This window comes from Hydrogenophaga sp., from assembly GCF_026125825.1.
Taxonomy (GTDB): domain Bacteria; phylum Pseudomonadota; class Gammaproteobacteria; order Burkholderiales; family Burkholderiaceae_C; genus Hydrogenophaga.
The window spans coordinates 1-24491 of record NZ_JAHCKK010000037.1; the positions used below are offsets into that span (position 1 = coordinate 1).

General features: G+C 67.3%; 22 protein-coding genes. 9 read left to right on the plus strand and 13 right to left on the minus strand.

Features of this window, described 5'->3' with window-relative positions:
• Positions 1-51: 51 nt before the first annotated feature.
• The 8 genes from KIT86_RS13355 to KIT86_RS13390 all read right to left on the minus strand — a co-directional run bounded on the left by KIT86_RS13355 (position 52) and on the right by KIT86_RS13390 (position 11211).
• Positions 52-2139 carry a 3-hydroxyacyl-CoA dehydrogenase NAD-binding domain-containing protein gene (locus KIT86_RS13355; protein WP_297399115.1) on the minus strand — a complete coding sequence of 696 codons (2088 nt, stop codon included), beginning with the start codon at positions 2137-2139 and terminating at the stop codon, positions 52-54.
• Positions 2140-2229: 90 nt separating this feature from the next.
• On the minus strand, positions 2230-2925 hold the full coding sequence (locus KIT86_RS13360) for an ABC transporter ATP-binding protein (protein ID WP_297399118.1): 696 nt from the start codon (positions 2923-2925) through the stop codon (positions 2230-2232).
• A gap of 82 nt (positions 2926-3007) precedes the next feature.
• Entirely contained in the window at positions 3008-3796 is a 789-nt protein-coding gene (locus tag KIT86_RS13365; RefSeq protein WP_297399120.1) for an ABC transporter ATP-binding protein, read from the minus strand.
• On the minus strand, positions 3793-5085 hold the full coding sequence (locus KIT86_RS13370) for a branched-chain amino acid ABC transporter permease (RefSeq protein ID WP_297399122.1): 1293 nt from the start codon (positions 5083-5085) through the stop codon (positions 3793-3795). The genes KIT86_RS13365 and KIT86_RS13370 overlap by 4 nt, the downstream gene beginning before the upstream one ends.
• 3 nt (positions 5086-5088) lie before the next feature.
• Positions 5089-6123, minus strand: coding sequence for a branched-chain amino acid ABC transporter permease (locus KIT86_RS13375; RefSeq protein WP_297399123.1), 1035 nt, complete (start codon positions 6121-6123; stop codon positions 5089-5091).
• A gap of 170 nt (positions 6124-6293) precedes the next feature.
• On the minus strand, positions 6294-7529 hold the full coding sequence (locus KIT86_RS13380) for a branched-chain amino acid ABC transporter substrate-binding protein (RefSeq protein WP_297399125.1): 1236 nt from the start codon (positions 7527-7529) through the stop codon (positions 6294-6296).
• 135 nt (positions 7530-7664) lie between these two features.
• Entirely contained in the window at positions 7665-9308 is a 1644-nt protein-coding gene (locus tag KIT86_RS13385; RefSeq protein ID WP_297399128.1) for a 3-(methylthio)propionyl-CoA ligase, read from the minus strand.
• Positions 9309-9489: 181 nt separating this feature from the next.
• Positions 9490-11211 (minus strand): carboxylesterase family protein, encoded by a 1722-nt coding sequence (locus KIT86_RS13390; protein WP_297399130.1) that lies wholly within the window; start codon positions 11209-11211, stop codon positions 9490-9492.
• A gap of 223 nt (positions 11212-11434) precedes the next feature.
• On the opposite strand from KIT86_RS13390, the gene KIT86_RS13395 reads away from it, so the two are divergent.
• The 5 genes from KIT86_RS13395 to KIT86_RS13415 all read left to right on the plus strand — a co-directional run bounded on the left by KIT86_RS13395 (position 11435) and on the right by KIT86_RS13415 (position 16442).
• Positions 11435-12430 carry an AraC family transcriptional regulator gene (locus tag KIT86_RS13395; RefSeq protein ID WP_297399131.1) on the plus strand — a complete coding sequence of 332 codons (996 nt, stop codon included), beginning with the start codon at positions 11435-11437 and terminating at the stop codon, positions 12428-12430.
• Between the two features lie 44 nt (positions 12431-12474).
• Positions 12475-13962, plus strand: a complete 1488-nt coding sequence (locus tag KIT86_RS13400) for a YdiU family protein (protein ID WP_297399133.1) — start codon at positions 12475-12477, stop codon at positions 13960-13962.
• A gap of 118 nt (positions 13963-14080) precedes the next feature.
• A complete protein-coding gene (msrB, locus tag KIT86_RS13405; RefSeq protein WP_297399135.1) occupies positions 14081-14503 on the plus strand; it encodes a peptide-methionine (R)-S-oxide reductase MsrB in 423 nt (140 codons plus the stop codon).
• Positions 14500-15420, plus strand: a complete 921-nt coding sequence (gene cysK, locus KIT86_RS13410; protein ID WP_297399137.1) for a cysteine synthase A — start codon at positions 14500-14502, stop codon at positions 15418-15420. The genes msrB and cysK overlap by 4 nt, the downstream gene beginning before the upstream one ends.
• Positions 15417-16442 carry an LLM class flavin-dependent oxidoreductase gene (locus tag KIT86_RS13415; RefSeq protein ID WP_297399138.1) on the plus strand — a complete coding sequence of 342 codons (1026 nt, stop codon included), beginning with the start codon at positions 15417-15419 and terminating at the stop codon, positions 16440-16442. Before cysK ends, KIT86_RS13415 begins: the two co-directional genes overlap by 4 nt.
• A 31-nt stretch (positions 16443-16473) precedes the next feature.
• Here the strand turns inward: KIT86_RS13415 and KIT86_RS13420 are convergent, their stop codons facing one another.
• Entirely contained in the window at positions 16474-17433 is a 960-nt protein-coding gene (locus KIT86_RS13420) for a DUF533 domain-containing protein (protein ID WP_297399140.1), read from the minus strand.
• A gap of 139 nt (positions 17434-17572) precedes the next feature.
• Between KIT86_RS13420 and KIT86_RS13425 the strand changes: the two genes are divergently transcribed.
• The 3 genes from KIT86_RS13425 to KIT86_RS13435 all read left to right on the plus strand — a co-directional run bounded on the left by KIT86_RS13425 (position 17573) and on the right by KIT86_RS13435 (position 19276).
• On the plus strand, positions 17573-18121 hold the full coding sequence (locus tag KIT86_RS13425; RefSeq protein WP_297399142.1) for a septation protein A: 549 nt from the start codon (positions 17573-17575) through the stop codon (positions 18119-18121).
• Positions 18118-18396, plus strand: coding sequence for a BolA family transcriptional regulator (locus tag KIT86_RS13430; RefSeq protein ID WP_297399144.1), 279 nt, complete (start codon positions 18118-18120; stop codon positions 18394-18396). The genes KIT86_RS13425 and KIT86_RS13430 overlap by 4 nt, the downstream gene beginning before the upstream one ends.
• A 100-nt stretch (positions 18397-18496) precedes the next feature.
• Positions 18497-19276: a peptidylprolyl isomerase gene (locus KIT86_RS13435; protein WP_297399146.1), complete on the plus strand. Its 780-nt coding sequence runs from the start codon at positions 18497-18499 to the stop codon at positions 19274-19276.
• Positions 19277-19345: 69 nt separating this feature from the next.
• Here KIT86_RS13435 and KIT86_RS13440 read toward each other — a convergent pair whose 3' ends face one another.
• Both KIT86_RS13440 and KIT86_RS13445 read right to left on the minus strand, forming a co-directional pair.
• Positions 19346-20086: a heparan-alpha-glucosaminide N-acetyltransferase gene (locus tag KIT86_RS13440; RefSeq protein WP_297399148.1), complete on the minus strand. Its 741-nt coding sequence runs from the start codon at positions 20084-20086 to the stop codon at positions 19346-19348.
• An 8-nt stretch (positions 20087-20094) separates the two neighbouring features.
• Positions 20095-20847 (minus strand): alpha/beta fold hydrolase, encoded by a 753-nt coding sequence (locus KIT86_RS13445; RefSeq protein WP_297399150.1) that lies wholly within the window; start codon positions 20845-20847, stop codon positions 20095-20097.
• A gap of 65 nt (positions 20848-20912) precedes the next feature.
• Here KIT86_RS13445 and KIT86_RS13450 point away from each other — a divergent pair, with 65 nt between their 5' ends.
• Positions 20913-22880 (plus strand): U32 family peptidase, encoded by a 1968-nt coding sequence (locus tag KIT86_RS13450; RefSeq protein ID WP_297399153.1) that lies wholly within the window; start codon positions 20913-20915, stop codon positions 22878-22880.
• Positions 22881-22890: 10 nt separating this feature from the next.
• Here KIT86_RS13450 and KIT86_RS13455 read toward each other — a convergent pair whose 3' ends face one another.
• Both KIT86_RS13455 and KIT86_RS13460 read right to left on the minus strand, forming a co-directional pair.
• Positions 22891-23445, minus strand: a complete 555-nt coding sequence (locus KIT86_RS13455) for a hemerythrin domain-containing protein (RefSeq protein WP_297399155.1) — start codon at positions 23443-23445, stop codon at positions 22891-22893.
• A 64-nt stretch (positions 23446-23509) separates the two neighbouring features.
• Positions 23510-24484: a DUF808 domain-containing protein gene (locus KIT86_RS13460; protein WP_297399157.1), complete on the minus strand. Its 975-nt coding sequence runs from the start codon at positions 24482-24484 to the stop codon at positions 23510-23512.
• Between the last annotated feature and the right edge of the window lie 7 nt (positions 24485-24491).

The following is a 24491-nucleotide window of genomic DNA, read 5'->3' on the forward strand; positions in this document are numbered from 1 at the left end:
GTGCGGGCGATCGAAACGATTACGGCATCGGTCATGGAGGTTCCCCGGAAATCAGTTGAAGGTCTTGCCGGCCGCAGCGAGCCTGGCGAGCGAGCGTGCGGGCTCCCAGGCCGACGGATCGCCGTGCGGGTTGCGCGCGAACTGCTTCATGCGCCTGACGACGACGTCGAGGCCCACGGTGTCGGCGTACAGCATCGGCCCGCCGCGATACGCCGGGAACCCGTAGCCGTTCAGGTACACCATGTCGATGTCGGAGGCCCGCAGCGCGATGCCCTCCTCGAGGATCTTCGCGCCCTCGTTGACGAGCGCATAGACGATGCGGTCGACGATCTCCGCGTCGCTGATCTCGCGCCGCGCGACGCCGATCTCCTTCGAGTACTCGATGATCATCTGCTCGACCGCCGCCGACGGCCGCGCGGTGCGGTCGCCCGGCTTGTAGTCGTACCAGCCCGCGCCGGTCTTCTGCCCGAAGCGGCCCTGTTCGCAGAGCCGGTCGGCGATGCGCGAGTACTTGAGCAGCGGCTTCTCGACGTAGCGGCGCTTCCTGATCGCCCAGCTGATGTCGTTGCCCGCGAGATCGCCGACCCGGAACGGCCCCATCGCGAAGCCGAACTTCTCCATCGCGGCATCGACCTGCTTCGGCAGCGCGCCTTCCTCGAGCAGGAAGCCGGTCTGGCGCACCATCTGCTCGAGCATGCGGTTGCCGATGAAGCCGTCGCAGACGCCGGCGACGACCGCGATCTTCTTCATCGTCTTGCCGAGCTTCATCACGGTCGCGAGCACGTCGGGCGCGGTCTTCGCGCCGCGCACGACCTCGAGCAGGCGCATCACGTTCGCCGGGCTGAAGAAATGCGTGCCGACCACGTCGCCCGGGCGGCGCGTGAACGCGGCGATGCGATCGACGTCGAGCGTCGAGGTGTTGGTCGCGAGGATCGCGCCGGGCCTCATCACCGCGTCGAGCTTCTCGAACACGGCTTGCTTGACCGTGAGGTCCTCGAACACCGCCTCGATCACGATGTCGGCCTGCGCGATCGCGCCGTACTCGAGCACCGGGGTGATCAGCTTCAGGCGCGCGTCGACGTCGGCCTCGGTCATGCGCCCCTTCCTGACCGCGCCGCCGTAGTTGCGGCGGATCGTCTCGAGGCCACGGTCGAGCGCCTCCTGCTTCATCTCGAGCAGCGTCACCGGAATGCCGGCGTTGATGAAGTTCATCGTGATGCCGCCGCCCATCGTGCCCGCGCCGATCACCGCGGCGGCGTTGATGGGCCGCGTCGGCGTCGTGTCCGGGATGTCGGGGATGCGCGCCGCGGCGCGCTCGCCGAGGAAGATGTGGCGCAGGGCTTTCGATTCCGGCGTCAGCAGCAACTCCTGGAACAGGCGGCGCTCGACCGCCATGCCCTCGTCGAAGGGTCGCGTCGCGGCGGCGGTCACGGCCTCGATGCATTTGCGCGGCGCCGGATAGGGCCCGGCGACCGCATCGACGGTATTGCGCGCGAACATCAGGAAGCCCTCGGTGTTCGGGTGCTGCACGCGGACATCGCGCAGCCGTTTCGGCGGCTGCTTCTTGCTGATCAGCTGCGCGGCGAATTCGAGCGCGCCGTCGCGCAGCTCGCCGTCGATGATCGCGTCGAACAGCGGCGTGCCGGCGAGCTTCTGCGCGGCGACGATGCTGCCCGAGGTGATCATGTTGAGCGCCGCCTCGAGGCCGAGCGCGCGCGGCAGCCGCTGCGTGCCACCGGCGCCCGGCAGCAGGCCGAGCTTGACCTCGGGCAGCGCGATCTGCGCATCGGGGGCCGCGACGCGGTAGTGGCAGGCGAGCGCCAGCTCCAGCCCGCCGCCCATGCAGGCGCCGTGGACCGCGGCCACCACCGGCTTGGTGCTCGCCTCCAGCGCCAGGATCAGCGACAGCAGGTTGGGCTCGGCCACCGCCTTGGGCGAGCCGAACTCGCGGATGTCCGCGCCGCCGCTGAAGGCCTTGCCGGCCCCGGTGACGACGATGGCCTTGACCGCCGCGTCGGCCAGCGCCGCCTCGAGGTGGCGCGCGAAGGCGACGCGGGTGTCGTAGCCCAGGCCGTTGACCGGCGGGTTGTCGAGCGTGATGACGGCGACGGCGCCGCGGGTCTGGCAGGTGGCGGTCATGGCGGAAGGTCCTGCAAAAAAGAACGGTCGTTCGATTCGGTCGATTCTAGAGGGCGGCCGGAGGCCGTCCTTGTCGCCGCAGCGACAGGCTCAGACCTCGAGCCACTCTTTGCGAATGTAGGCGTTGGAACGGAGTTCGGCCGGCGTGCCCTCGAACACGATGCTGCCGTGGCCCATCACTAGCGCGCTGTCGGAGATGGTCAGCGCGATGGTCAGCTTCTGCTCGATCAGCAGCACCGAGACGCCGCGCTCCTTGAGTGCTTGCAGGTACTCGGCCACCAGCTCGACGATCTTCGGCGCGAGCCCCTCGGTCGGCTCGTCGATGATGATGAGGTCCGGGTCGCCCATGAGGGTGCGGCACAGCGTGAGCATCTGCTGCTCGCCGCCCGAGAGCACGCCGGCCTCGGTGTGCTGGCGCTCGCGCAGTCGCGGGAACATGCCGTACATGTCCTCGAAGCTCCAGCGCGAGCCCTTGCCGCTGCCCTTCTGGCCCAGCATCAGGTTCTGGTGCACGGTGAGCGTGGGGAAGATGTCGCGGTTCTCGGGCACATAACCCAGGCCCAGGTGGGCCACCTCATAGGCCTTCCTGCCCATGATCTGCTGGCCCTTCCAGTGGATGCTGCCCTGGCATTCCACCAGGCCCATGACGGCCTTGGCGGTGGTGGAGCGGCCCGAGCCATTGCGGCCCAGCAGCGCGACGATCTCGCCAGGCTGCACGTCGAAGCTGACACCGTGCAGGACGTGGCTCTTGCCGTAGTAGGCGTGAAGGTTTTCGATCTTTAGCATCTCGGTACTCCGCAGGGCCGCCCCAAGGGGGACCGCGCTCCCTCGGGGGGCAGTGCAGCGGCAATGCCGCCAACGTGGGGGCTCATGCTGCCGCTCCCTGTGCGTCGGCCACGTGCGAGCCCAGGTACGCCTCCTGCACACGCTGGTTGGCCCGGACGGCCGCGGGCGCGTCGAAGGCCAGCACCTCGCCATAGACGACCACGGCGATGCGGTCGGCGAGTCCGAACACCACACCCATGTCGTGCTCAACCGTGAGCAAGGTCTTGCCCACGGTCACTTCCTTGATGAGGCTGATGAAGCGGCTGGTTTCGCTCTTGCTCATGCCGGCGGTGGGCTCGTCGAGCAGGATCACGTTGGCCCCGCCGGCGATGGTGATGCCGATCTCCAGGGCACGCTGTTCGGCGTAAGTGAGGTTCATGGCCAGCACGTCGCGCTTGCGGTCGAGCTTGATCATGTCCATGAGCTGCTCGGCGCGCTCGTTGGCATCGTCCAGATCGGCCAGGAATTTCAGAAACGTGTACTTGTAGCCCAGGCTCCAGAGCACGCCGCAGCGCAGGTTCTCGAACACGCTGAGCTTGGGGAAGATGTTGGTGATCTGGAAGCTGCGCGAGAGCCCTGCGCGGTTGATCTCGAACGGCTTCTTGCCGTCGATGCGCTGGCCGTTGAGCAGCACCTGCCCACTGGTGGGCGCGAAGCGCCCGCTGATGAGGTTGAACAGCGTGGACTTGCCCGCGCCGTTGGGGCCGATGATCCCGACACGTTCGCCGGCCGTCACGGCCAGGTTCACGCCCCGGATGATCTCGGTCTTGCCAAAGCTCTTGCGCAGATCTTTGAGTTCCAGCGCGTACGTTGACGATGGTGCCGTGCTCACAGCGCTTCCCTCCGCTTGATTTCTTTTTCGATGTATTCCTGGATCTCGCCCCATTCGCGCAGGAAGGCCCGGCGCGTGATCTCGAACAGGCCCAGCCCGGTGAGCATGATCATGCCCGCGCCGAACCAGCTGTTGATGCCCTTGGCGTCCAGCGGCACCCCCAGGAAGCGCAGTTCGGAGCCCAGGGTGGTGTTGAGCTGCAGGTGGTAGACCATCTCGATCATGGCCGCGGCGCCCACCAGCATCACCAGCGCGGTACCGGCCAGCGCGAGGTAACTCACCCAGAGTTCGCGCAGGCGCCCGAAGGCCGCCACCCGCAGGTTCATCATGATCAGGCTGGCAATGCCACCCGGCGCGTAGATCACCATGAACAGGAAAATCAGGCCCAGGTAGAGCAGCCACGCCTTGGTGAACTCCGAGAGCAGCACGAAGGCCAGCACCATGAGGATGCCGCCGATGATGGGCCCGAAGAAGAAGGTGGCGCCACCCAGGAACGTGAACAGCAGGTAGGCGCCCGAGCGCGCCGCGCCCACCACCTCGGCGGTGACGATCTCGAAGTTCAAGGCCCCCAGGCCGCCCGAGATGCCGGCAAAGAAGCCCGCGATGATGAAGGCGATGTAGCGCACCCGCTGGGTGTCGTAGCCCACAAACTCCACGCGCTCGGGGTTGTCGCGCACGGCGTTGAGCATGCGGCCCAGCGGCGTGCGGGTGAAGGCGAACATGAGCCCGACCGAGATGAAGGTGTAGACGGCGATCAGGTAATAGACCTGCACCTGCGGACCGTAGGTGATGCCCATGAAGGGTTTGCCGGCCATGCGGTCGCCCGAGACGCCCCCTTCCCCACCGAAGAACTCCGGGATCATGAGCGAGAGCGCGAACACGAGCTCGCCCAGGCCCAGCGTAATCATGGCGAAAGTGGTGCCCGACTTGCGGGTGGTCACGTAGCCGAACAGCACTGCGAAGCCCACGCCCGCAAGCCCCCCCACGATGGGAATCAGGGAGACCGACAGAGGCAGCGTGCCAGCAGTCACGCTGTTGAGCGCGTGGATCGCCAGAAAAGAGCCCAGGCCGGTGTAGACCGCGTGCCCGAAGCTGAGCATGCCGCCCTGCCCCAGCAGGATGTTGTAGGACAGGCAGGCGATGATGGCGATGCCCATCTGCGAGAGCACCGTCATGGCCAGGCCGCTGGTGAAAATCCTTGGCGCAACGATGAGCAGCAGTGCGAAGAGGCCCCAGGTCAGCCAGCGCCCGACATTGAGGGGCTTGAATTCGTAATGTTTCGAGGACATCGCTCAGCCCTCCCGTTTGCCAAGCAGGCCACGGGGCCGGAAGATCAGGATCAGCACCAGGAACAGGTACGGCAGGATGGGCGCGACCTGGGACAGCGTGAGCTTGACGTACGAGTTGTTGGCCACGGCGTCGGACAGGGGCAGGCCGATCTGCTGGGCCAGCGTTGCCAGCGAGTACTCGAAGGCCACGGCGAAGGTCTGGATGACCCCGATGAGGATGGAGGCGACGAAGGCGCCCGAGAGCGAGCCCATGCCGCCCACCACCACCACCACGAAGATGACCGAGCCCACCGTGGCGGCCATGGCTGGCTCGGTGAGAAAGGTGCTGCCACCGATGACACCGGCCAGGCCGGCCAGCGCGGAACCCGCGCCGAACACCAGCATGAAGACGCGCGGCACGTTGTGCCCCAGCGATTCAACCGCCTCGGGATGCGTGAGCGCCGCCTGGATCACCAGGCCGATGCGGGTGCGGGTGAGCAGCAGCCAGACCGAGGCCAGCATGACGATGGCCACGAGCATCATGAAACCGCGGGTGGCGGGAAACGGCGAGCAGACCACGCGGATCGCCGCGTCGGCGGCGCTGCACAGTTCGGGCGGCGCGGCACCCCAGACCAGGCGCAGCCCCTCGACGGAGTTGTTGATCAGGGTGAAAACCGGGCCGCGAAGTTCTTCGGGCGGGCGGAACTCGACCGCGATGCGGCCCCAGATCAGCTGCACCAGCTCGACGATGACGTAGGACAGGCCGAAGGTCACCAGCAGTTCGGGCACATGGCCGTACTTGTGCACCTTGCGCAGGCATTGGCGCTCGAACGCCGCGCCCAGCAGGCCGACCACGACGGGCGCGATCAGCAGGGCGGGCCAGAAGCCCACGAACTGCGCCACCGTGTACCCCACGTAGGCCCCCAGCATGTAGAAACTGGCGTGCGCGAAGTTGAGCACGCCCATCATGCTGAAGATCAGCGTGAGACCCGAACTCAGCATGAACAGCAGGAGCCCGTAGCTCAGCCCGTTCAGCATCGAGATGATGAAAAACTCCATTCCCTCAGACCTTCCTCATCGTTGAAAGTGAAAGAGCCCGACACGGCGACCCGCTCGGGCTCTTTTGGCGCGCAGTGTCCCTCATCCAGAGGCACCGGGGAACCGGCTTTGCCGGGCCTCTGGTGCCGCCCCCTCGCGGGGGTCGCGCGAAGCGCGGCAGGGGCGTTGCCTCAGCCTGGGCGCTTCATGTCGCAGCTGGTGGGCGTGCTCGAGACGTAGTTCGGGTACTCCGCCACCGGTGCCAGGGTCATGCCTGTCTTCTCCGGGCTGTAGGGGTACTTGGCGTCGGCCTTCTGCCAGACCGACATGTACAGCGGCTGCTGCAGCTGGTGGTCGGTCTTGCGCATCTGCACTTCGCCGTTGAAGCTCTTGACGGTCAGGCCTTCCATGGCGGCGGCCACCTTCACCGGGTCGGTGGACTTGGCCTTGGCCATGGCCGCACCCAGGAACTCGAAGATGCGGATGGTCGAGCCGGTGTAGAAGTCGTCGTTGTACTTCTGGTTGAACTCCTTCATCCACGCGTCCATCTGCCCACCCATGTTGTAGTGGTTGTAGGCAATCTGGTAGACGCGGCCAGCGCCGTTGGTGCCCAGCGCGGTGGGCGTGCCGGTGACGCCAGCGTAGTAGGTGAAGAATTTGCCGGTGTAGCCGTTTTCATTGGCGGCCTTGATCAGCAGCGAGAGGTCGGAGCCCCAGTTGCCGGTGATCACGGTGTCGGCGCCCGATGCCTTGATCTTGGCGATGTAGGGAGCGAAATCGCGCGTCTGGGCCAGCGGGTGCAGGTCTTCACCCACGAACTGGATGTCCGGGCGCTTGCGTGTGAGGGCGTCCTTGCCGAACTTCACGACCTGGTGGCCGTGCGAATAGTTCTGGTTGAGGAAGTACACCTTCTTGATGTCGGGCTGCTTGGCGATGAAGCTGGCCATGGCTTCCATCTTCATGGAGGTGTCGGCATCGAAGCGGAAGTGCCAGTAGCTGCACTTGCTGTTGGTCAGGTCCGGGTCCACGGCGGAGTCGTTGAGGTACAGCACCTCCTTGCCGGGGTTGCGGGCGTTGTGCTTCTCGACGGCGTCGGCCAGCGCCAGCGCCACGGAGGAGCCGTTGCCCTGGATGATGTAGCGAGCGCCCTGGTCGATGGCGGCCTTGAGCGCGTTCAGGCTCTCGGCCGGGCTCAGCTTGTTGTCGATCGGGGTGACTTCGAACTTCACACCGGCCGGGTTGCCCTTGCCGCTGAATTTCTCGGCGAAGAACTGGTAGCCCTTGATCTGGCTCACGCCCACGGGACCGAGCAGGCCGGTCAGCGGGTCGATCCGGATCATCTTGACGGTTTCACCCGCCTGGGCAAACGACGCACCAGCGGCCACCAGCATGGCGGCACCAGCCATCAGCTTCACAGTCAGTTTCATACCTATGTCTCCTTGTTGTTGACGAATCGAATAGGCGCAGCGTAAGGGCTTCTGGTGCGGTGCAGCGTAGGGGATTGCCCGGGCTTCTATCACGCAGGCGACAAGACGCCGCGCAATGGTGCACCCGGGCCGCTTTTACGCCGTTGGCAGCACGTAGTCCTTGAGCTGCTCGCGCAGGGTCATCTTCTGCATCTTGCCGGTGGCGCCCAGGGGGATCGCGTCGACGAACACCACGTCGTCCGGGATCTGCCACTTGGCGATCTTGCCCTCATAGAAAGCCAGCAGCTCCTCACGGGTGAGCTCGGTGCCAGGCTTCTTCACCACCACCACGATGGGGCGTTCGTCCCACTTGGGGTGCTTCATGCCGACGCAGGCCGCCATGGCGACAGACGGGTGTGCCATGGCGATGTTCTCCACGTCGATGGAGCTGATCCACTCGCCGCCGGACTTGATCACGTCCTTGCTGCGGTCGGTGATCTGCATGAAGCCGTCGGCGTCGATGGTGGCCACGTCGCCGGTGGGGAACCAGCCGTGCCCCTGAGCGTCGTAGCGCAGCGGGTCGCCGCCCTCACCCTTGAAGTAGCTGGCGATGATCCAGGGGCCGCGCACCAGCAGGTCGCCGTAGGCCTTGCCGTCCCACGGCAGCTCTTCGCCGGCCTCGTTGACGATCTTCATGTCGGCGCCGAAGATGGCGCGGCCCTGCTTGAGGCGGACCTTGAGCTGCTCTGCGGGCGAGAGCTTGAGCTGCGCGTTCTTCAGCGTGCAGACCGTGCCCAGCGGCGACATCTCGGTCATGCCCCAGGCGTGCAGCACCTCCACGCCATACACGTCGTTGAAGGCGCTGATCATGGCCGGCGGGCAGGCCGAGCCGCCGATGACGGTGCGCTTGAGCGTGCTGAACTTGAGGTTGTTGGCCTGCAAGTGGCCCAGCAGCATCTGCCAGACGGTGGGCACGCCCGCGGCCATGGTCACCTTCTCGGCTTCGATGAGTTCGTAGACGGATTTGCCATCCAGCGCCGCGCCGGGGAACACCAGCTTGCAGCCGATGGCGGCCGCCGCGTAAGGCAGGCCCCAGGCGTTGACGTGGAACATCGGCACCACGGGCAGCACGCTGTCGCGGGCCGAGAGGCACATGGCATCGGGCAGCGCCGCGCCAAACGCATGCAGGATGGTGGAGCGGTGGGAGTACAGCGCGGCCTTGGGGTTGCCGGTGGTGCCGCTCGTGTAGCACATGCTCGAGGCCAAGTTCTCGTCGAAGGTCGGCCACGCGTAGGTCGCCGGCTCCTTGCCCATCCAGGCCTCGTAGCTCTGCAGGCCGGGAATGCCGCTGTCGGCCGGCAGCTTGTCCGCGTCACACAGCGCGATCCAGTGTTTCACCGTGGGGCACTTGGCGGCCACGGCCTTCACCAGGGGCAGGTAGGTCTTGTCGATGCAGACCGCCTTGTCGTCCGCGTTGTTCACGATCCAGACCAGCTGCTCAGGGTGCAGGCGCGGGTTGAGGGTGTGCAGCACGCGGCCGGTGCCGCTCACGCCGAAATACAGTTCCAGATGGCGGTAACCGTTCCAGGCCAGCGTGGCCACGCGGTCGCCTTGCGACAGGCCCAGCCCATCCAGTGCGTTGGCCACCTGGCGCGAGCGGCTCGCGATCTGGCCCCAGGTGCTGCGGTGGATATCGCCTTCCACACGGCGGGACACGATTTCGCCACTCGCGTGGTGCCGCTCGGCATGCACGATCAGCGAGGAAATCAAAAGGGGTTGGCTCTGCATCTGGCCCAGCATGGGGAGTCTCCTGTCGATGAGGGGGTTGGGATCGGCGTTCATCGTAGCGGGTTGCCCCGCACGGCTGCCCCTGGGATATCCATGGGAGATACCCTCGGTGTCCGTTGCGGGACACGATACCTCGGCCTTCATCAACATGGCGTTGCGTCGAATGGGGTGAATGGGCTGGGCTTGATCTGCCTCAAGGCGTCGCGCTGATTTGCGCGGCGGTGAGGGAGGCATTGAAATGCAGCTGGCCGGGCCACACCGGCCAGGTCGCGCCCAGCGTGGCGTGGTTGGGATTGCCGGTGCGGGCGAACTGGCCGACGCTGGCCATCATGCGCTCCGACAGCGCCAGGCGCCCTGCCCGATTGGCGTTCCCGCCGATGATGCGGGCAAACACCGAGGGCCCGAAATTGCCGAAGACGAACGGCAGGTCAAACGCATGCGCGGCGCCGTACACGGTGTTCCAGGGCGCGGGTTGCTGTGCCCAGTCGAACTGGTAGTGCCAGATGTCGGCCTGCTGCGTGCGCAGGGTGTTGAGCACGTTGTCGCGGCCGACGCCGAAGGACGCGGCCGTGAGTTGCGCGGCCAGCGCGGTCCAGCCGGTGCCGGCGGTGTCGGACGGCACGTAGGCGGCATTGAGGATGTCGGCCTCGGTCAGCAGCGTCGGCGCATTCGGGTCGAAGTTGAACAGCAGGTCGAAGAGCTGGGCGTCGGTCACGATGAAGCCGGGCGGCCCGCCCAGCAGGGCGAGGAAGCTGGGGAACAGTTTGGCCTCTTGCGCCGTGGTGCCGGCAAGCACCGGCACCTTGTTGTAGCTGCCAGCGGCGAAAGCGGCGATCGGGTCCAGCGGCAACACGGTGCCATCGGGTATCGGGCCCGAGCCCGTGAGACCGTTGGCCAGCAAGGTGGTGAGCACGGTGCCACCGGCCTTGCCGCGCAGGTAAGCCGCCACCTGCTGCGCCGACTGGGTGGCGACGTAGGCCTGCGCGCTGGCGAGGTCCACCGCCAGGTGGTCGGCGATCAGCAGCTGTGCCAGCAGCGCCTGGGCCTGCGCCTGGGAAGTGGAGGCCGGGTTGAGCGAGGCAATGGTGCCTGGCGGCAGGTTGGTGGCGAGCGAAATGCCGCCCGAGATCGGCACGGCCTTGTGGAACAGGCCCGCACCCAGCGGCGAGGCGAGCAGCGACCAGACATTGGTCGCACCGGCCGATTGCCCCATCAGCGTCACATTGGCCGCGTTGCCGCCGAAGGCGGCGGCGTTCTGCTGCACGAACTTGAGCCCTTGCACGATGTCGAGCAAGGCGAAGTTGCCAGAGTCTTCCGCGCTGTCGAGGCCGGTCTTGAGCTGGGGCAGGTTCATGAAGCCCAGCACACCCAGGCGGTAGTTGAGCGTGACCACCACCGCATTGGCGGTGCGCGCGAGCGCCGCGCCGTCGTAGATCGGGTCGGCGGTATAGCCGGTGATGTTGCTGCCGCCGTGCACGAACACGATCACGGGCAGCCCGGTGGTGGCGCTCGCCGGCCGCCACACGTTGAGGAACAGGCAGTCTTCGCTGCCCACCGGGGTGTTCAGCGTCGCGCCGATGGTGGCGTCGAAACGGTTGTTGGCGCCCGGGCCGTAGAGCCGGCCATTCTGCAGGCAGGCCGCGCCGAACTGCGTGGCGTCGCGCGTGCCGCTCCAGGCCGCCACGGCCGCGGGCGCTTTCCAGCGCCGCGCGCCCACCGGCGGCTGGGCGAAGGGAATGCCCTTCCAGGCGTAAGTGCCGTGGGTGGCCGCGTCGTTGCGGCCCTTGATCGTGCCCTGCGCAAGTTGCCGGACCTCCGGCCCCGGAGCAGTCGGCGTCTCGCCCGACCCACCGCCGCAGGCTGCCAACGCCAGGCAGGCCGCGCCCGCCAACCACCACCGTGTGCTGCTGCTCATGTCTTGTCTCCAGTCGTTCTTTGTTTGAAGCGATAACCCGCTTGCGCCTGCGCTTGAAATCCCGTTGAATTCCAGCTTGCCGCCGACGCCCACTCACCACGAAAATTCTAGGAACGGGTGCCCGATACGCCGCTATCGCAACACGACCAATCGAGTGACTTCACGACGCCACAACCCCAGCCGAAGAAGCAGTTCTGCCCTCTGGGTCAGATGCCTCGCCGACATGTTTGCGTCCCGGGGCCTGGACGCACAGCGCCTGCTGGCCGGCGCGCGCATCGACGGCGCCCTACTGCAGGACCCGGACGGGCGGGTCGAGGTCGATGACATCACCCGACTTTGGGAGCTGGCGGTGGCCTGGTCGGGCAACCCGGCACTGGGCATGGACCGCGAATTGCCGGCGCGCCACGTCAACTTCGACATGGTCGGCTACGTGATGCTGGCCAGCCCGACCCTCAAGGCCGGGCTGCTCCATCTCTCGCGCTACTACGCGGTGATCTCGGATGCGATCACCCTCGACCTTGAGCCCGACGGCTGCAACCACTGGATGGTGCTGGGCCTCATCGGCAACACCCGGCCGCTGCCGCGCCAGCGGCTGGAATACAGCCTGCTCACCGTGGCCACCCTGTGCCGCTGGATCACCCGGCGCGACGTGCAGCCCCTGGCCGTGGAGTTCGTCGACCCCGAGCCGGCCGATGCCCGCCCCTATGTTGCGGCGTTCGGCTGCCCGGTGCGCTTCGGCCAGCCGCGCAACCGGCTGCTGCTGACCAACCGGGACCTGGAAATGCCCCTGCTCTCCAGCGACCCGGTGTTGTTCGACATGCACCAGCGCGTGATCGAATCGCGCCTGGTCAGGCTGGGCCATGCCAGCACCAGCCAGCGCGTGACCGAGGAGATCATCCACCGCCTGCACCTGGGCGAGCCACGCCGCGAAGACATCGCCAGCAGCCTGGCCATGGCCGACCGCACGCTGCAGCGCCGGCTGCGCGAGGAAGACACCAACTTCCAGCAATTGCTGGACGACGCCCGGCGCGATCTGGCGCAGAAGTACCTCGCGGAGGACCGCTACACCCTGGGCCAGGTGGCCGACCTGCTGGGTTTTGCCGATCAGAGCAATTTCTTCCGCGCCAGCAAGCGCTGGTTCGGCGTGTCGCCGGGGCAGTACCGCGCCCGGCTGGCCGAGCGCGAGTCGCTGGCCGCGTCGCTGAACACCGCGGATTGACCCTGCGCCCCGCCATGTCGGCCCCGATGCGGACAATGGTGGACATGAACCGACCCGTCGACATGGCTGCCAATCTGGAACTTGGCCTGGCTTGGCACAACCGCTTCGCCGCCCTGGGCGAGGCCTTCTACAACCTCAGAGCCCCCACCCCCCTGCCCTCGCCCCAATGGGTGGGCACCAGCCCCGCCGTGGCCGATCTGCTGGGCCTGGACCGGGCCTGGCTGTCCTCGCCGGCCGCGCTCGATGCCTTCACCGGCAACCTGCCCATTGCGGGCACGCGACCGCTGGCCAGCGTGTACAGCGGCCACCAGTTCGGCCAGTGGGCCGGCCAGCTGGGCGATGGCCGCGCCATCCTGCTCGGCGAGGTGCAGACGCCCTCGGGCTCGCAGGAGGTGCAACTCAAGGGCGCCGGCCTTACGCCGTATTCGCGCATGGGCGATGGCCGCGCGGTGCTGCGCAGCTCGATCCGCGAATTCCTGTGCAGCGAGGCCATGCACGCCCTGGGCATTCCCACCAGCCGCGCGCTGTGTGTCACCGGCTCGCCCGCGCCAGTGCGCCGCGAGGAGATCGAGACCGCCGCGGTGGTCACGCGCGTGGCGCCGAGCTTCATCCGCTTCGGCCACTTCGAGCATTTCTCGCACCACGGCCTGCACGGCGAGCTGCGCCAGCTGGCCGACTTCGTGATCGACCGCTTCTACCCCGCCTGCCGCGAGGCGCCCGGCAGCCCCTACGCGGCCCTGCTGGAGGCCGTAAGCGCGCGCACGGCCGAGATGGTGGCGCAGTGGCAGGCCGTGGGCTTCTGCCACGGGGTGATGAACACCGACAACATGAGCATCCTGGGCCTGACCATCGACTACGGGCCGTTCCAGTTCCTCGATGCCTTCAACCCGGGCCACATCTGCAACCACTCGGACAGCGCAGGCCGGTACGCCTACAACCGCCAGCCCAACATCGCCTACTGGAACCTGTTCGCGCTGGGCCAGGCGCTGCTGCCCCTGATGGACGACCAGCAGCAGGCGCTGGACGCGCTGGAACCCTACAAGGCGCTCATGCCAGCGGCGCTGCAGCGCCGAATGAACGCCAAGCTGGGCCTGAGCGGCATGGAGGACGGCGACGCCGAACTTACCGAATCGCTGATGAAGCTGATGGCCGCCGACGCGGTGGATTTCACGATCTTCTGGCGCCGCCTGAGCCGCGCCGTGGCCGGCCCGCTCGACGCGGTGCGCGACCTGTTCCTGCAGCGCGAGGCGTTCGACGCCTGGGCCCAGCGCTGGCGCGAGCGCCTGCAGGCCAGGCCCGGTTTCGATGCCGCCGCCACCCAGGCCCGCATGCTGCGCACCAATCCGCAGGTGGTGCTGCGCAACCACCTGGGCGAGATCGCCATCCAGCGCGCCAGGCAAGGCGACTTCAGCGAGCTCGCGCGGTTGCAAAACGCGTTGGAGCAACCATTTGAAGAACTTGCCGGCCAGGAAGACCTGGCCGATTTCCCGCCCGAGTGGGCCCGACAAATCGAAATCAGCTGCTCGTCATGACACACCCCCGCCGCGCTTGGCGCGACCCCCTCCAGGGGGCGGCACCTGCGGCCCGGCAAAGCCGGTTCCGCGGTACCTCTGGACGGCACGCTGGCAGGCGTCATTTTTAGGAGACTCCATGAACTTCCCCGTCCAGAAAACCGAGGCCGAATGGCGTGAATTGCTGGCCGCCAAAGGCGCCGAGCCACGGGCCTTCGACGTGACCCGCCACGCCCACACCGAGCGCCCGTTCACCGGCAAGTTCGAGCAGGTCTGGGCCGACGGCAGCTACCACTGCATCTGCTGCGGCAACAAGCTGTTCGATGCCGACACCAAGTTCGACGCCGGCTGCGGCTGGCCCAGCTTCTCGCTGGCCGTGCCGGGCGCCATCACCGAGATCACCGACCGCAGCCACGGCATGGTGCGCGTCGAAACGGTGTGCAGCCAGTGCGGCGCGCACCTGGGCCATGTGTTCGAGGATGGCCCTGCCCCCACCGGACTGCGGTACTGCATGAACTCCGCCTCGCTGGAACACCAACCCAAGAAGGACCCCACGCCATGAAAGCCCAGAACATCCTCCAGACCATCGGCGGCACGCCGCACATCCGCGTGCAGCGGCTCTTTGGCGATGCGAGCCAGCAGGTGTGGATCAAATCCGAGCGCAGCAACCCGGGCGGCTCGATCAAGGACCGCATCGCCCTGGCCATGGTGGAAGACGCCGAGCGCTCGGGCGCGCTCCAGCCGGGCGGGACCATCGTCGAGCCCACCTCGGGCAACACCGGCATCGGCCTGGCCATGGTGGCCGCCGTCAAGGGCTACAAGCTCATCCTGGTGATGCCCGACAGCATGTCGGTCGAGCGCCGCCGCCTGATGCTGGCCTATGGCGCCAGCTTCGACCTGACGCCGCGCGAGAAGGGCATGAAGGGCTCGATCGCGCGCGCCGAGGAAATCGTGGCCGCCACACCGGGCGCATGGATGCCCCAGCAGTTCAACAACCCGGCCAATGTGGACGTGCACGTGCGCACCACCGCGGAGGAAATCGCGGCCGACTTCCCCCACGGCATCGACGTGCTCATCACCGGTGTGGGCACGGGTGGCCACATCACGGGCGTGGCGCGGGTGCTCAAGGCGCGCTGGCCCAGGCTCAAGGTGTTCGCCGTGGAGCCGGCGGCTTCGCCAGTCATCTCCGGCGGCAACCCCTCGCCCCACCCCATCCAGGGCATCGGCGCGGGCTTCATTCCCAACAACCTGGACACCAGCCTGCTCGATGGCGTGATCCAGGTCGATGCAGAGCCGGCGCGCGAGATGGCGCGGCGCAGCGCGCGCGAGGAAGGCATCCTGGTCGGCATTTCTTCGGGTGCGACCCTGGCGGCGATTGCGCAGAAGCTGCCCGAACTGCCGGCCCAGGCCGTGGTGCTGGGCTTCAACTACGACACCGGCGAACGGTATCTTTCGATCGAAGGCTTCCTCCCGGCATGAAAAACCTCTCCGACATCCGCCTGTCCATGCTCGACCTGGTGGCCGTGCGCGAAGGCGGCACCGTGGCCGACGCGCTGGCCGTGGCCCTGCGCACCGCGCAGCACGCCGAGTCGCTGGGCTTCACGCGCTACTGGCTGGCCGAGCACCACAACATGAGCGGCATCGCCAGCTCGGCCACGGCGGTGCTGATCGGCCACATCGCGGGCGGCACGAAGCGCATGCGCATCGGCTCGGGCGGCGTCATGCTGCCCAACCACGCGCCGCTGGTGATCGCCGAGCAGTTCGGCACGCTGGCCGCGCTCTACCCTGGCCGCATCGACCTCGGCCTGGGCCGCGCGCCCGGCACCGACCCGCACACCATGCGCGCGCTGCGGCGCGACCGGGTGGAGACCGAGGCCGATTTCCCGCGCGACGTGGCCGAGCTGCAGCACCTGCTGGGCCCGGCTTCGCCCGGTCAGCGCCTGATCGCCAACCCCGGCGCAGGCACCAACGTGCCGATCTGGCTGCTCGGTTCGAGCTTGTTTTCTGCGCAGCTGGCGGCCGAGCGAGGCCTGCCCTATGCCTTCGCCTCGCACTTCGCGCCTCGCCTGCTGCTGCAGGCGCTGGATGTCTACCGCACGCGCTTCCAGCCCTCGCCCACGCTGTCCGAGCCCTACGCCGTCGTGGGCGTGCCCCTGGTGGCCGCGCCCACCGACGAGGAGGCCGAGTACCTGGCGAGCAGCACCTACCAGCGCGTGCTGGGCATCCTTACCGGCAAGCGCGGGCAGTTGCCCCCGCCCGTCAAAGGGTTCATGCAGGGCCTGCATGCGCAGGAGCAGGCGGCGATCGCCGACTTCCTGGCCGCGGCCGTGATCGGTGGGCCGGAAACGGTGCGCGCGGGCCTGCAGTCGCTGGCTCAGGTGACCCAGGCCGACGAGTTCATGATCGTGAGCGACCTGTTCGACCCGGCGCTGCGCCTGCGCTCGCTGAGCATCGCCGCCGAGGCGATGGCCACCCCGCAGCCGGTCACGGACCCCGCCTGACCAGCGCACCTGCGGCCCGGGGAGGGCTTCGCTAGACGCCGCCGCGCACCATCTGCATCACCTGAGCGGCATCCAGGGTCGCCGCCTTTTGCTGGATCTGCGGCAGGTACTGCGCCTGCATCTGCTTGGCCGGGCCCAGCAGGTCCTGGAAGCTTTGCTTGAGCAAATCGGTGCTCATCACACGCCCGCCCGCGTAATAGCGTTTGGCCACCTGGCCCAATGCGTAGGTGGTGGCAAAGGAAAACGCCATGCCCGTGGCCGCGCAGCCGAGCCTGCCCACGGTGCGCCCGGCGGCCTTGCCAAGCAGTCCACCCAGCAGCTTGCGGCCGAATTGCTCCAGGTACTGCGAGGTCAGGCCCACGCCCACGGCCGCGATGAACTCGCGGATGTGGCCCTGGTCCAGCTCCACGCCGTGCGCCTTGCCAATCGCGTAGACCATCTTCACCTGCAGCGGAATGATGGCCATCGACGCCCAGGACTGGGGCAGCAGCTCCAGCGCGCCGTTGAGCAAGGCGTGGTTCAGAATGGATTTGTCGAGATCCACCCCTGGCGCCACACTGGCGGCCACCACCGGGGGCGCCACGGGCACGGCCACCGGCACCGCCTTCTCTGCTGCCTCCACGACGGCATCGGCTTCGCGCTCGAAGGCCGCGGCCTCGCCCGCGTCCAGTTTCAGGCGGCCCTTGAGATCGCTCAGGAACGCTGCCTCGGCCGGGCTCTGCCGACCATCGGCATCGCACACGCAAACCGCCATTTCATAGGCGAGCTGGCGCTGCCCGGCGTCTTGCAGGCCGGCCACGGCATCGGCCAGCGAGACGCGCTTGAGCAACACGTCCTGGTACAGGCGCACCAGCATGGCACCGCCCGACTCGTGCGGCAGCGATTCGGCCATGCGGCGGATGGCTTCGCGCTCGGCGTCGGCCTTGTTGCCGTCGGCGAAGGCGGCCAGCAGGGCGATGGAGAGGATGGACTGCTGTTCCTGTGGGGTCATGCGGGCAAGGCTCCTTGAGAAAGGGTGAATCGGGACCGGGCTCACGATAGAGAGCCTCTGCCAAGCTGCAAGTTCCGCCCCCGGCCGGGTCCAAAGCCCCGCTTAAGGATGCGGCAAGGCCAAGCCCGATAATCGCCGCATGCGCTTTTTGATTGATTTCTTCCCCATCGGCCTTTTCGTGGTGGCCTACAAGATGGCCGACATCTACACCGCCACCGCGGTGCTGATGGCCGCCACCCTGGTCCAGACCGCCCTGATCTACGCCATTGACCGCAAGCTGCAGACCCTGCACAAGGTCACCCTGGTGCTGGTGCTGGTGTTCGGCGCACTCACGCTGTTCCTGCAGGATGAACGCTTCATCAAGTGGAAGCCCACGGTGCTCTACGCGAGCATGGCCATCGTGCTGGCCGCGGCGCTGTGGATCTGGAAGAAGAATTTCCTGCAGATCCTGCTGGGCAGCCAGCTCAACCTGCCCACCAACGTCTGGGCCCGGCTCACCGTGGCCTGGGTGGGCTACTTCCTGTTCATGGCGGGCATCAATGCCTATGTGGCGGCCTACTATTCGACCGAAGACTGGGTGAACTTCAAGCTCTGGGGCTATGTGTTCCCCGTGGTCTTCATCGTCGGCCAGGGCCTGTACATCGCGCGGTACCTCAAGGACGACGACGCCGTGGAGAAGAAGCCATGAGCGACCCCACCGTGACACCCACCGCCTCCGCGATCGAGGCCAGCCTGCGCCAGGCGCTCAACCCCAGCGTGCTGGAGGTGCTGGACGAAAGTGCGGCCCACGCCGGTCATGCGGGCGCCAACGGGTTGGGCTATGGCACCCATTTCCGTGTGCGCATCGGCGGGCCCGCGTTCGTCGGCCGCACACGCGTGGCACAGCACCGCCTTGTGTATGATGCGCTGCAAAAATTCACCGAGGCCGGGCTGCACGCCCTGGCCATCGAAATCAAGGCCTGAAGGCCCGCGACACCCCATCCAGCCGCTACGTTCTGATACCTGTTTGCTGCAACCCTGCCCCTGGCGGCGGCTCCACCCCCCTTTTATCCTGAGGAACACCATGAAATTTTCCCTGACGGCCCTCACCGCGGCTGCCCTCATCACGGCAGCGCCCTGGGCTCTGGCCCAGAACGTGGCCATCGTCAACGGCAAGCCCGTTCCCACGGCGCGCCTGACGGTGCTGGAGCAGCAGATCGCCGCCTCCGGCCGCCCGGTGGACGACAACGTGCGCGCCCAGCTCAAGGAAGAAGTCGTGCTGCGCGAGGTGTTCATGCAGGAAGCGCAAAAGCGCGGCATTGCCGCCACCGACGAATACAAGAACCAGATGGAACTGGCGCGCCAGACCATCATGATCCGCGCCCTCTTCACCGACTACCAGAAGAAGAATCCGGTGACCGACGCCGACGTCAAGGCCGAGTACGACAAGTTCGTGGCGGCCAACGGTGGCAAGGAATACCGCGCCCGCCACATCCTGGTGGAAAAGGAAGATGAGGCCAAGGCCATCATCGCCAGCCTCAAGAAGGGCGGCAAGTTCGAAGAGATTGCCAAGAAGCAGTCCAAGGACCCAGGCTCCGGCGCCAACGGTGGTGATCTGGATTGGGCCGCCGCCGCCAGCTACGTGCCCGAATTCTCCGAGGCCATGGTCAAGCTCGAAAAAGGCCAGCTGACGCAGGAACCGGTGAAGACGCAATTCGGCTGGCACATCATCCGCGTGGACGACGTGCGCACCGCCGAACTGCCCAAGCTGGAGGACATCAAGCCGCAGATCGAGCAACAGATGCAGCAGCAGAAACTGGCCGAGTTCCAGAAGTCGCTGCGCGAAAAGGCCAAGATCCAGTAAGGCGCAAGGCCTCCTGCAGAAAGAGCGCGGCGCGGCCGCGCTTTTTTTGTGCCTGGGCCGTTCCCCCGCTCAGCCCAACCGGGCGGCCACCCACACCACGCCCAGCAGCACCGGCTGGTGCAGCAGGTAGTAGGTCAGGCTCCACTGCCCCATTCTGACCAGGCCTCGCCGCACCCCGGTGGCCGCCGCATCGGCCGTGCCCAGCCAGTGCGGCCGGTGCACAAGCGCCCATTGGCCGGCCGCCATGCCCCACCACATCACGCCCAGCCAGGGCACCAGCGGCACATAGTCTTCGGTGATCGGCTTGCGGCTGATGAGGCCCAGCCAGTTGAGCGCCGGGCCGTTGAGCACGTCCAGCGCGGGCCACGCCTCGATGGCGTGAGGAGCGGCGAACTTCAGGCCGATGGCCAGTGCGCCCAGCCCCCACAGCCAGGCGCCCCACCCCGCCGTGAGCCGCACGATGACCAGCATGGCCGCGATGCCGTGCAACACGCCGAAGTAGATGAAGCTGTTGGGGAACATCACCACCGACCCGGCCGTCACCAGCAGTGCCGCACCGGCCACCTGCAGCCAGCGCTTCCAGAAGCGCGCCCAGCCCTGCCCCTGATGCACGGCCACGGCCTGCGACAGCCCGGCGGTGAACAGGAACAGGCTGACGATGGCGGTGCGTTGCCCGGTCCAGACCGGGTCGCGGTAGAAGTCCTGGTTGATGAAGCCGAAGAAGTCCAGGTCGAAGCAGAAATGGAACGCGGTCATCCACAGCATGGCCGCCGCGCGCAGCAGGTCGATGCGGTCCAGACGCGGTGACATGGGGGCTTTCAGGCTGACGCGCGGTGGATGCCCAGCAGCATCTCGGCCAGCGCCTGGGGCTCGCTCACCATCGGGTCGTGCCCGGTGGCCAGTTCCTGCACCTGCCAGCCGGGTTCGCGCCGAACGCGTTCCCGGGCGGGCGCAATGGTGGCCAGGGCGGGTGAGGTGCAGTCGATGAAGCTGCGCGGCACGGCGGCCACGCGCTGGCCGTCAAAGTCCAGCGGCTGCTGGTACAGGCGGAATGGCTGCGGCGTCTGGCGGCGGTTGACCCAGTCACGGTCGGGGCCCTCCAGCCCGAACAGCTTGGCGTCGGGGGGTGGGAAGCTCAGGCCGCCGCTGGGTTTCGACGCGTCCACGCGAGCCTGCTTCGTCTCGGCCGTGTGGTGGCTGCTCCAGCTGTCGCCAGGGGACGGCACGGCCGCGTCGAGGTAAACCAGGTGCGCCAGGGTGCCCGGGCGATCACGCTGCAGGCGATCGGCCACGCCGGTGACAACCATGCCCGCGTAACTGTGACCCACCAGCACGATGCGCTCAAGCTCTTCCGCCTCGATCAGGCCGACCACGTCCTGGATGTGGGTGTGCAGGTCCACCGCTGGGCTCAGCAAATGGGCGCGTTCGCCCACGCCGGTGAGCGTGACGGCATGCGCCTCAACCCCCGCGCCTCGCAGCAACGGCAGCACGCGGCGCCAGCACCAGGCGCCGTGCCAGGCCCCGTGGACCAGCACGAAAGCGGTTTTTGAAGCGTCGGGGCTTGGGGTCATGGGCGTTCTCCGGGACAATATCGGGCTGTTTTTCCTGGCCCGATTCTGCCCGCTCCGAGACCGCCATGCTGCCCCACCAGATTGAACTGCTCTCCCCCGCCCGCGACGCCGACATCGGCATCGAGGCGGTCAACCATGGCGCCGACGCGATCTACATCGGCGGGCCCTCGTTCGGCGCGCGCACCAGCGCGGACAACCGCGTGCAGGACATCGCTCGCGTGGTGAGGCACGCACACCGGTTCGGCAGCCGTGTCTATGTGACCATGAACACCATCCTGCGCGACGATGAACTCGAGGGCGCGCGCAAGCTGGCGTGGCAGTTGTACGACGCGGGGGCGGACGCCCTCATCATCCAGGACATGGGCCTGCTGGAGATCGACCTTCCCCCGATCCAGCTGCATGCCAGCACGCAGACCGACATCCGCACGCCCGAGAAAGCGCGTTTCCTTCAGGACGCCGGCCTGTCCAAGCTGGTGCTGGCGCGCGAACTCACGCTGCGGCAGATCGCGGCGATCCGCGACGTGCTCGACGCCGAGCGCTGCCAGATCGAGTTCTTCATCCACGGTGCCCTGTGCGTGGCCTACAGCGGCCAGTGCTACGTGAGCCACGCCCACACCGGGCGCAGCGCCAACCGCGGCGAATGCTCGCAGGCCTGCCGCCTGCCCTACGAGGTGAAGGACAGCCAGGGCCGCATCGTCGCGCACGACAAGCACGTGCTCTCGATGAAGGACAACAACCAGAGCGACAACCTGCGCGAACTCATCGATGCGGGCGCGCGCAGCTTCAAGATCGAAGGCCGCTACAAGGACATGGGCTACGTCAAGAACATCACGGCGCACTACCGCGTGCTGTTCGACCAGATCCTGGAGGAGCGAGCGGAGCTGGCCCGCGCCTCCAGCGGGCGCTGCACGTTTGGCTTCACGCCCGGCCCCGACCAGAACTTCAACCGCGAGTTCACCGATTACTTCGTTCAGGGCCGTCAGGAGGACATCGGGGCCTTCGACACGCCCAAGAACCCAGGCCGCCCCATCGGCTGGGTGACCCAGGTCGGACCTCATTTCGTGGAGCTGGAGACGGATGACCCGGCGACCGTGGTGCACAACGGCGATGGCCTGTGCTACCTCGACCTGCACAAGGAGCTCGTGGGCCTGCAGATCAACCGCGCCGAGCCAGCCGGCAGGCCGGGTCGCTGGCGCGTCTTCCCCAAGGACGCGATCGAGGGCCTGCGGCACCTCAAGCGCGGCACGGTGGTCAACCGCAACCGCGACATGGACTGGGTGCGCGCGCTCGAGAAAAAGTCCGCCGACCGCCGCATCGGCGTCTGGATGCGGCTGGACGAGACGGCCGAGGGCCTGACACTCACCGTGACCGATGAAGATGGCCACTGCGCTGCCGCCACCCTGCCCGGCGCGCTGGAGCCCGCCAAGGACGCGGCGCTGGCCGAGGCCCGCTTGCGCGAGGGCCTGGCGCGCCTGGGCGAGACGGTGTTCGCTCCGATCGAGATCTCGCTGCAGCTCTCGCAGCCCTGGTTCGTGCCGGCCTCGCTGATCAACCCGTTGCGGCGCGATGCCATCGCCGCACTGGAAGCCGCACGCGCCTCGGCCTGGCAACGCCTGCCCCGCGCCACCCCGGTGGAGCCGCCGGTGAGCTACCCGGAAGACACCCTGACCTACCTGGCCAATGTGTTCAATCACAAGGCGCGCGACTTCTACGCCAGGCATGGTGTGAAGGTGATCGCCTCGGCCTACGAAAGCCACGAGGAAGAAGGCGAGGTGAGCCTCATGATCACCAAGCACTGCGTGCGCTTCTCACTCAGCCTGTGCCCCAAGCAGGCCAAGGGCGTCACCGGGGTGCAGGGCACCATCCGCGCCGAGCCCATGAGCATCACGCATGGCAACGAAAAGCTCACCCTGCGCTTTGACTGCAAGCCTTGCGAGATGCACGTGGTCGGACGCATCAAGCCCGCCGTGATGCAGGCCCTGCCCGCCAGCCCTGTGAAGTTCTACCGCACACGCCCGCCCATCGCCGCCTGAGCCGCCGGGCTCAGATGTGGGCGGTGATCGGCGGGGCGTGCCGCAGGTGCAGCGAGAGGCCGAGCGCGGCCATGTGATTGCCGTTGCGCCCGAGGATCTCCTGGCACAGGGGCAGGAATTCCTCCTCTTCGAGCGTGGCGTGGCTGGCATAGGCGGCCACGAGCGCGCTCACCTCTTCGGCGTCCAGGTCCGTGTCCTGCCCTTTGGCCACGCGCTTGAGGTCTTTCTCCAGCACTTTCCACAGGCCTTCAAGGATGCGGTGCTCGCGCGTCAGCCGATTGACCAGGGCCTGCACGTGCAGCCGCTCGTCTCCCGGCGTGGCGCTGGCCAGCACGGCGGGAAACAGCTCATTCTCTTCGTCGAGGTGGTGCTCGAAGATCGCCTCGCGAAAGAAGGCCAGCGCATCGGCGGCGATGCGCCGGGCCCGGGCCGCCGGGTCGATCAAGGCGGGCAGCTCGCCCAGCACATTGAGGCGCTTGAGGATGCCGATGTGGCAGTTGGCGAAGCCGTCCAGCGGCGCGGTATCGCCAGCCGCAGCCAGGTCGGGAATCTGGGTGGTGTTCATGGTGAGGCCAGTCTAGGCATCCGACCTCGGCAACGGCTTGACACACGTCAAGCCACGCTGTTTTTCAAGCCGCCTCGCGGCCCCCGCCGCGCAGGCGCTTGCCCAGACTCACCAGGGCCAGCACCAGGCCGCCCGCGATCAGGCCAGCCAGAGCGCCCGCCAGGCTCGAGGCCAGCGAGCCGATCCAGCCCAGGGTGGCGGCAAACGCCTCGATGCCATGGCCCAGCGCCGGGATGCCATGCACCAGGATGCCACCCCCAACCAGAAACATCGCGGCGGTGCCCACGACCGAAAGCGTCTTCATCAGCCAGGGGGCGGCCGCGAGAATGCCCCGGCCCAGGGACTGTTTCCAGGCCGCGGCCTGCCGGTTCAGGTGCAGGCCGAGGTCGTCGAGCTTGACGATGCCCGCCACCAGGCCGTAGACACCGACGGTCATGATCAGCGAAATGCCCACCAGCACGGCGATGCGCTGGCCCATGCCGACGGCGGCCACCGTCCCCAGGGTGATCACGATGATCTCGGCCGAGAGGATGAAATCGGTGCGCACCGCACCCTTGATCTTCTGTTTCTCGAACGCCAGAAGATCGACGTTTTCGTCGGCCAAGGCCTGGACCAGTTCCTCGTGGTGCGCGGCGTCTTCGGCCTTGTGCGGGCCGAAGGCGTGCCACAGCTTTTCGGCGCCCTCGAAGCACAGGAACAGGCCGCCGAGCATCAGCAGGGGTGTGATGGCCCAGGGCGCGATCACGCTGATGACCAGCGCGCTGGGCACCAGGATGGCCTTGTTCATCAGCGACCCCTTGGCCACGGCCCAGACCACAGGCAACTCCCGGTCGGCTTTCACACCGGTGACCTGCTGCGCATTGAGCGCAAGGTCATCGCCCAGCACGCCAGCGGTCTTCTTGGCCGCCAGCTGGGTCATCGCGGCCACGTCGTCCGCCACCGCCGCGCTCTTGCGCGCGGCCACCTTGGTCATCAGGGCGACATCGTCGAGGATGGTGGCGATGTCGTCGATCAGCGCAAGCAGATTGGTACCGGCCATGGCGTGG

Bases quoted from the DNA above. Each gene is read 5' to 3' on its own strand.
- KIT86_RS13455 (WP_297399155.1), bottom strand. From the start codon at position 23,445: ATGAACACCACCCAGATTCCCGACCTGGCTGCGGCTGGCGATACCGCG.
- KIT86_RS13445 (WP_297399150.1), bottom strand. From the start codon at position 20,847: ATGACCCCAAGCCCCGACGCTTCAAAAACCGCTTTCGTGCTGGTCCAC.
- KIT86_RS13415 (WP_297399138.1), top strand. From the start codon at position 15,417: ATGAAAAACCTCTCCGACATCCGCCTGTCCATGCTCGACCTGGTGGCC.
- KIT86_RS13360 (WP_297399118.1), bottom strand. From the start codon at position 2,925: ATGCTAAAGATCGAAAACCTTCACGCCTACTACGGCAAGAGCCACGTC.
- KIT86_RS13400 (WP_297399133.1), top strand. From the start codon at position 12,475: ATGAACCGACCCGTCGACATGGCTGCCAATCTGGAACTTGGCCTGGCT.
- KIT86_RS13435 (WP_297399146.1), top strand. From the start codon at position 18,497: ATGAAATTTTCCCTGACGGCCCTCACCGCGGCTGCCCTCATCACGGCA.
- KIT86_RS13380 (WP_297399125.1), bottom strand. From the start codon at position 7,529: ATGAAACTGACTGTGAAGCTGATGGCTGGTGCCGCCATGCTGGTGGCC.
- KIT86_RS13375 (WP_297399123.1), bottom strand. From the start codon at position 6,123: ATGGAGTTTTTCATCATCTCGATGCTGAACGGGCTGAGCTACGGGCTC.
- KIT86_RS13390 (WP_297399130.1), bottom strand. From the start codon at position 11,211: ATGAGCAGCAGCACACGGTGGTGGTTGGCGGGCGCGGCCTGCCTGGCG.
- KIT86_RS13460 (WP_297399157.1), bottom strand. From the start codon at position 24,484: ATGGCCGGTACCAATCTGCTTGCGCTGATCGACGACATCGCCACCATC.
- KIT86_RS13385 (WP_297399128.1), bottom strand. From the start codon at position 9,308: ATGCTGGGCCAGATGCAGAGCCAACCCCTTTTGATTTCCTCGCTGATC.
- KIT86_RS13440 (WP_297399148.1), bottom strand. From the start codon at position 20,086: ATGTCACCGCGTCTGGACCGCATCGACCTGCTGCGCGCGGCGGCCATG.
- KIT86_RS13450 (WP_297399153.1), top strand. From the start codon at position 20,913: ATGCTGCCCCACCAGATTGAACTGCTCTCCCCCGCCCGCGACGCCGAC.
- cysK (WP_297399137.1), top strand. From the start codon at position 14,500: ATGAAAGCCCAGAACATCCTCCAGACCATCGGCGGCACGCCGCACATC.
- KIT86_RS13430 (WP_297399144.1), top strand. From the start codon at position 18,118: ATGAGCGACCCCACCGTGACACCCACCGCCTCCGCGATCGAGGCCAGC.
- msrB (WP_297399135.1), top strand. From the start codon at position 14,081: ATGAACTTCCCCGTCCAGAAAACCGAGGCCGAATGGCGTGAATTGCTG.
- KIT86_RS13420 (WP_297399140.1), bottom strand. From the start codon at position 17,433: ATGACCCCACAGGAACAGCAGTCCATCCTCTCCATCGCCCTGCTGGCC.
- KIT86_RS13395 (WP_297399131.1), top strand. From the start codon at position 11,435: ATGTTTGCGTCCCGGGGCCTGGACGCACAGCGCCTGCTGGCCGGCGCG.
- KIT86_RS13425 (WP_297399142.1), top strand. From the start codon at position 17,573: ATGCGCTTTTTGATTGATTTCTTCCCCATCGGCCTTTTCGTGGTGGCC.
- KIT86_RS13370 (WP_297399122.1), bottom strand. From the start codon at position 5,085: ATGTCCTCGAAACATTACGAATTCAAGCCCCTCAATGTCGGGCGCTGG.
- KIT86_RS13355 (WP_297399115.1), bottom strand. From the start codon at position 2,139: ATGACCGCCACCTGCCAGACCCGCGGCGCCGTCGCCGTCATCACGCTC.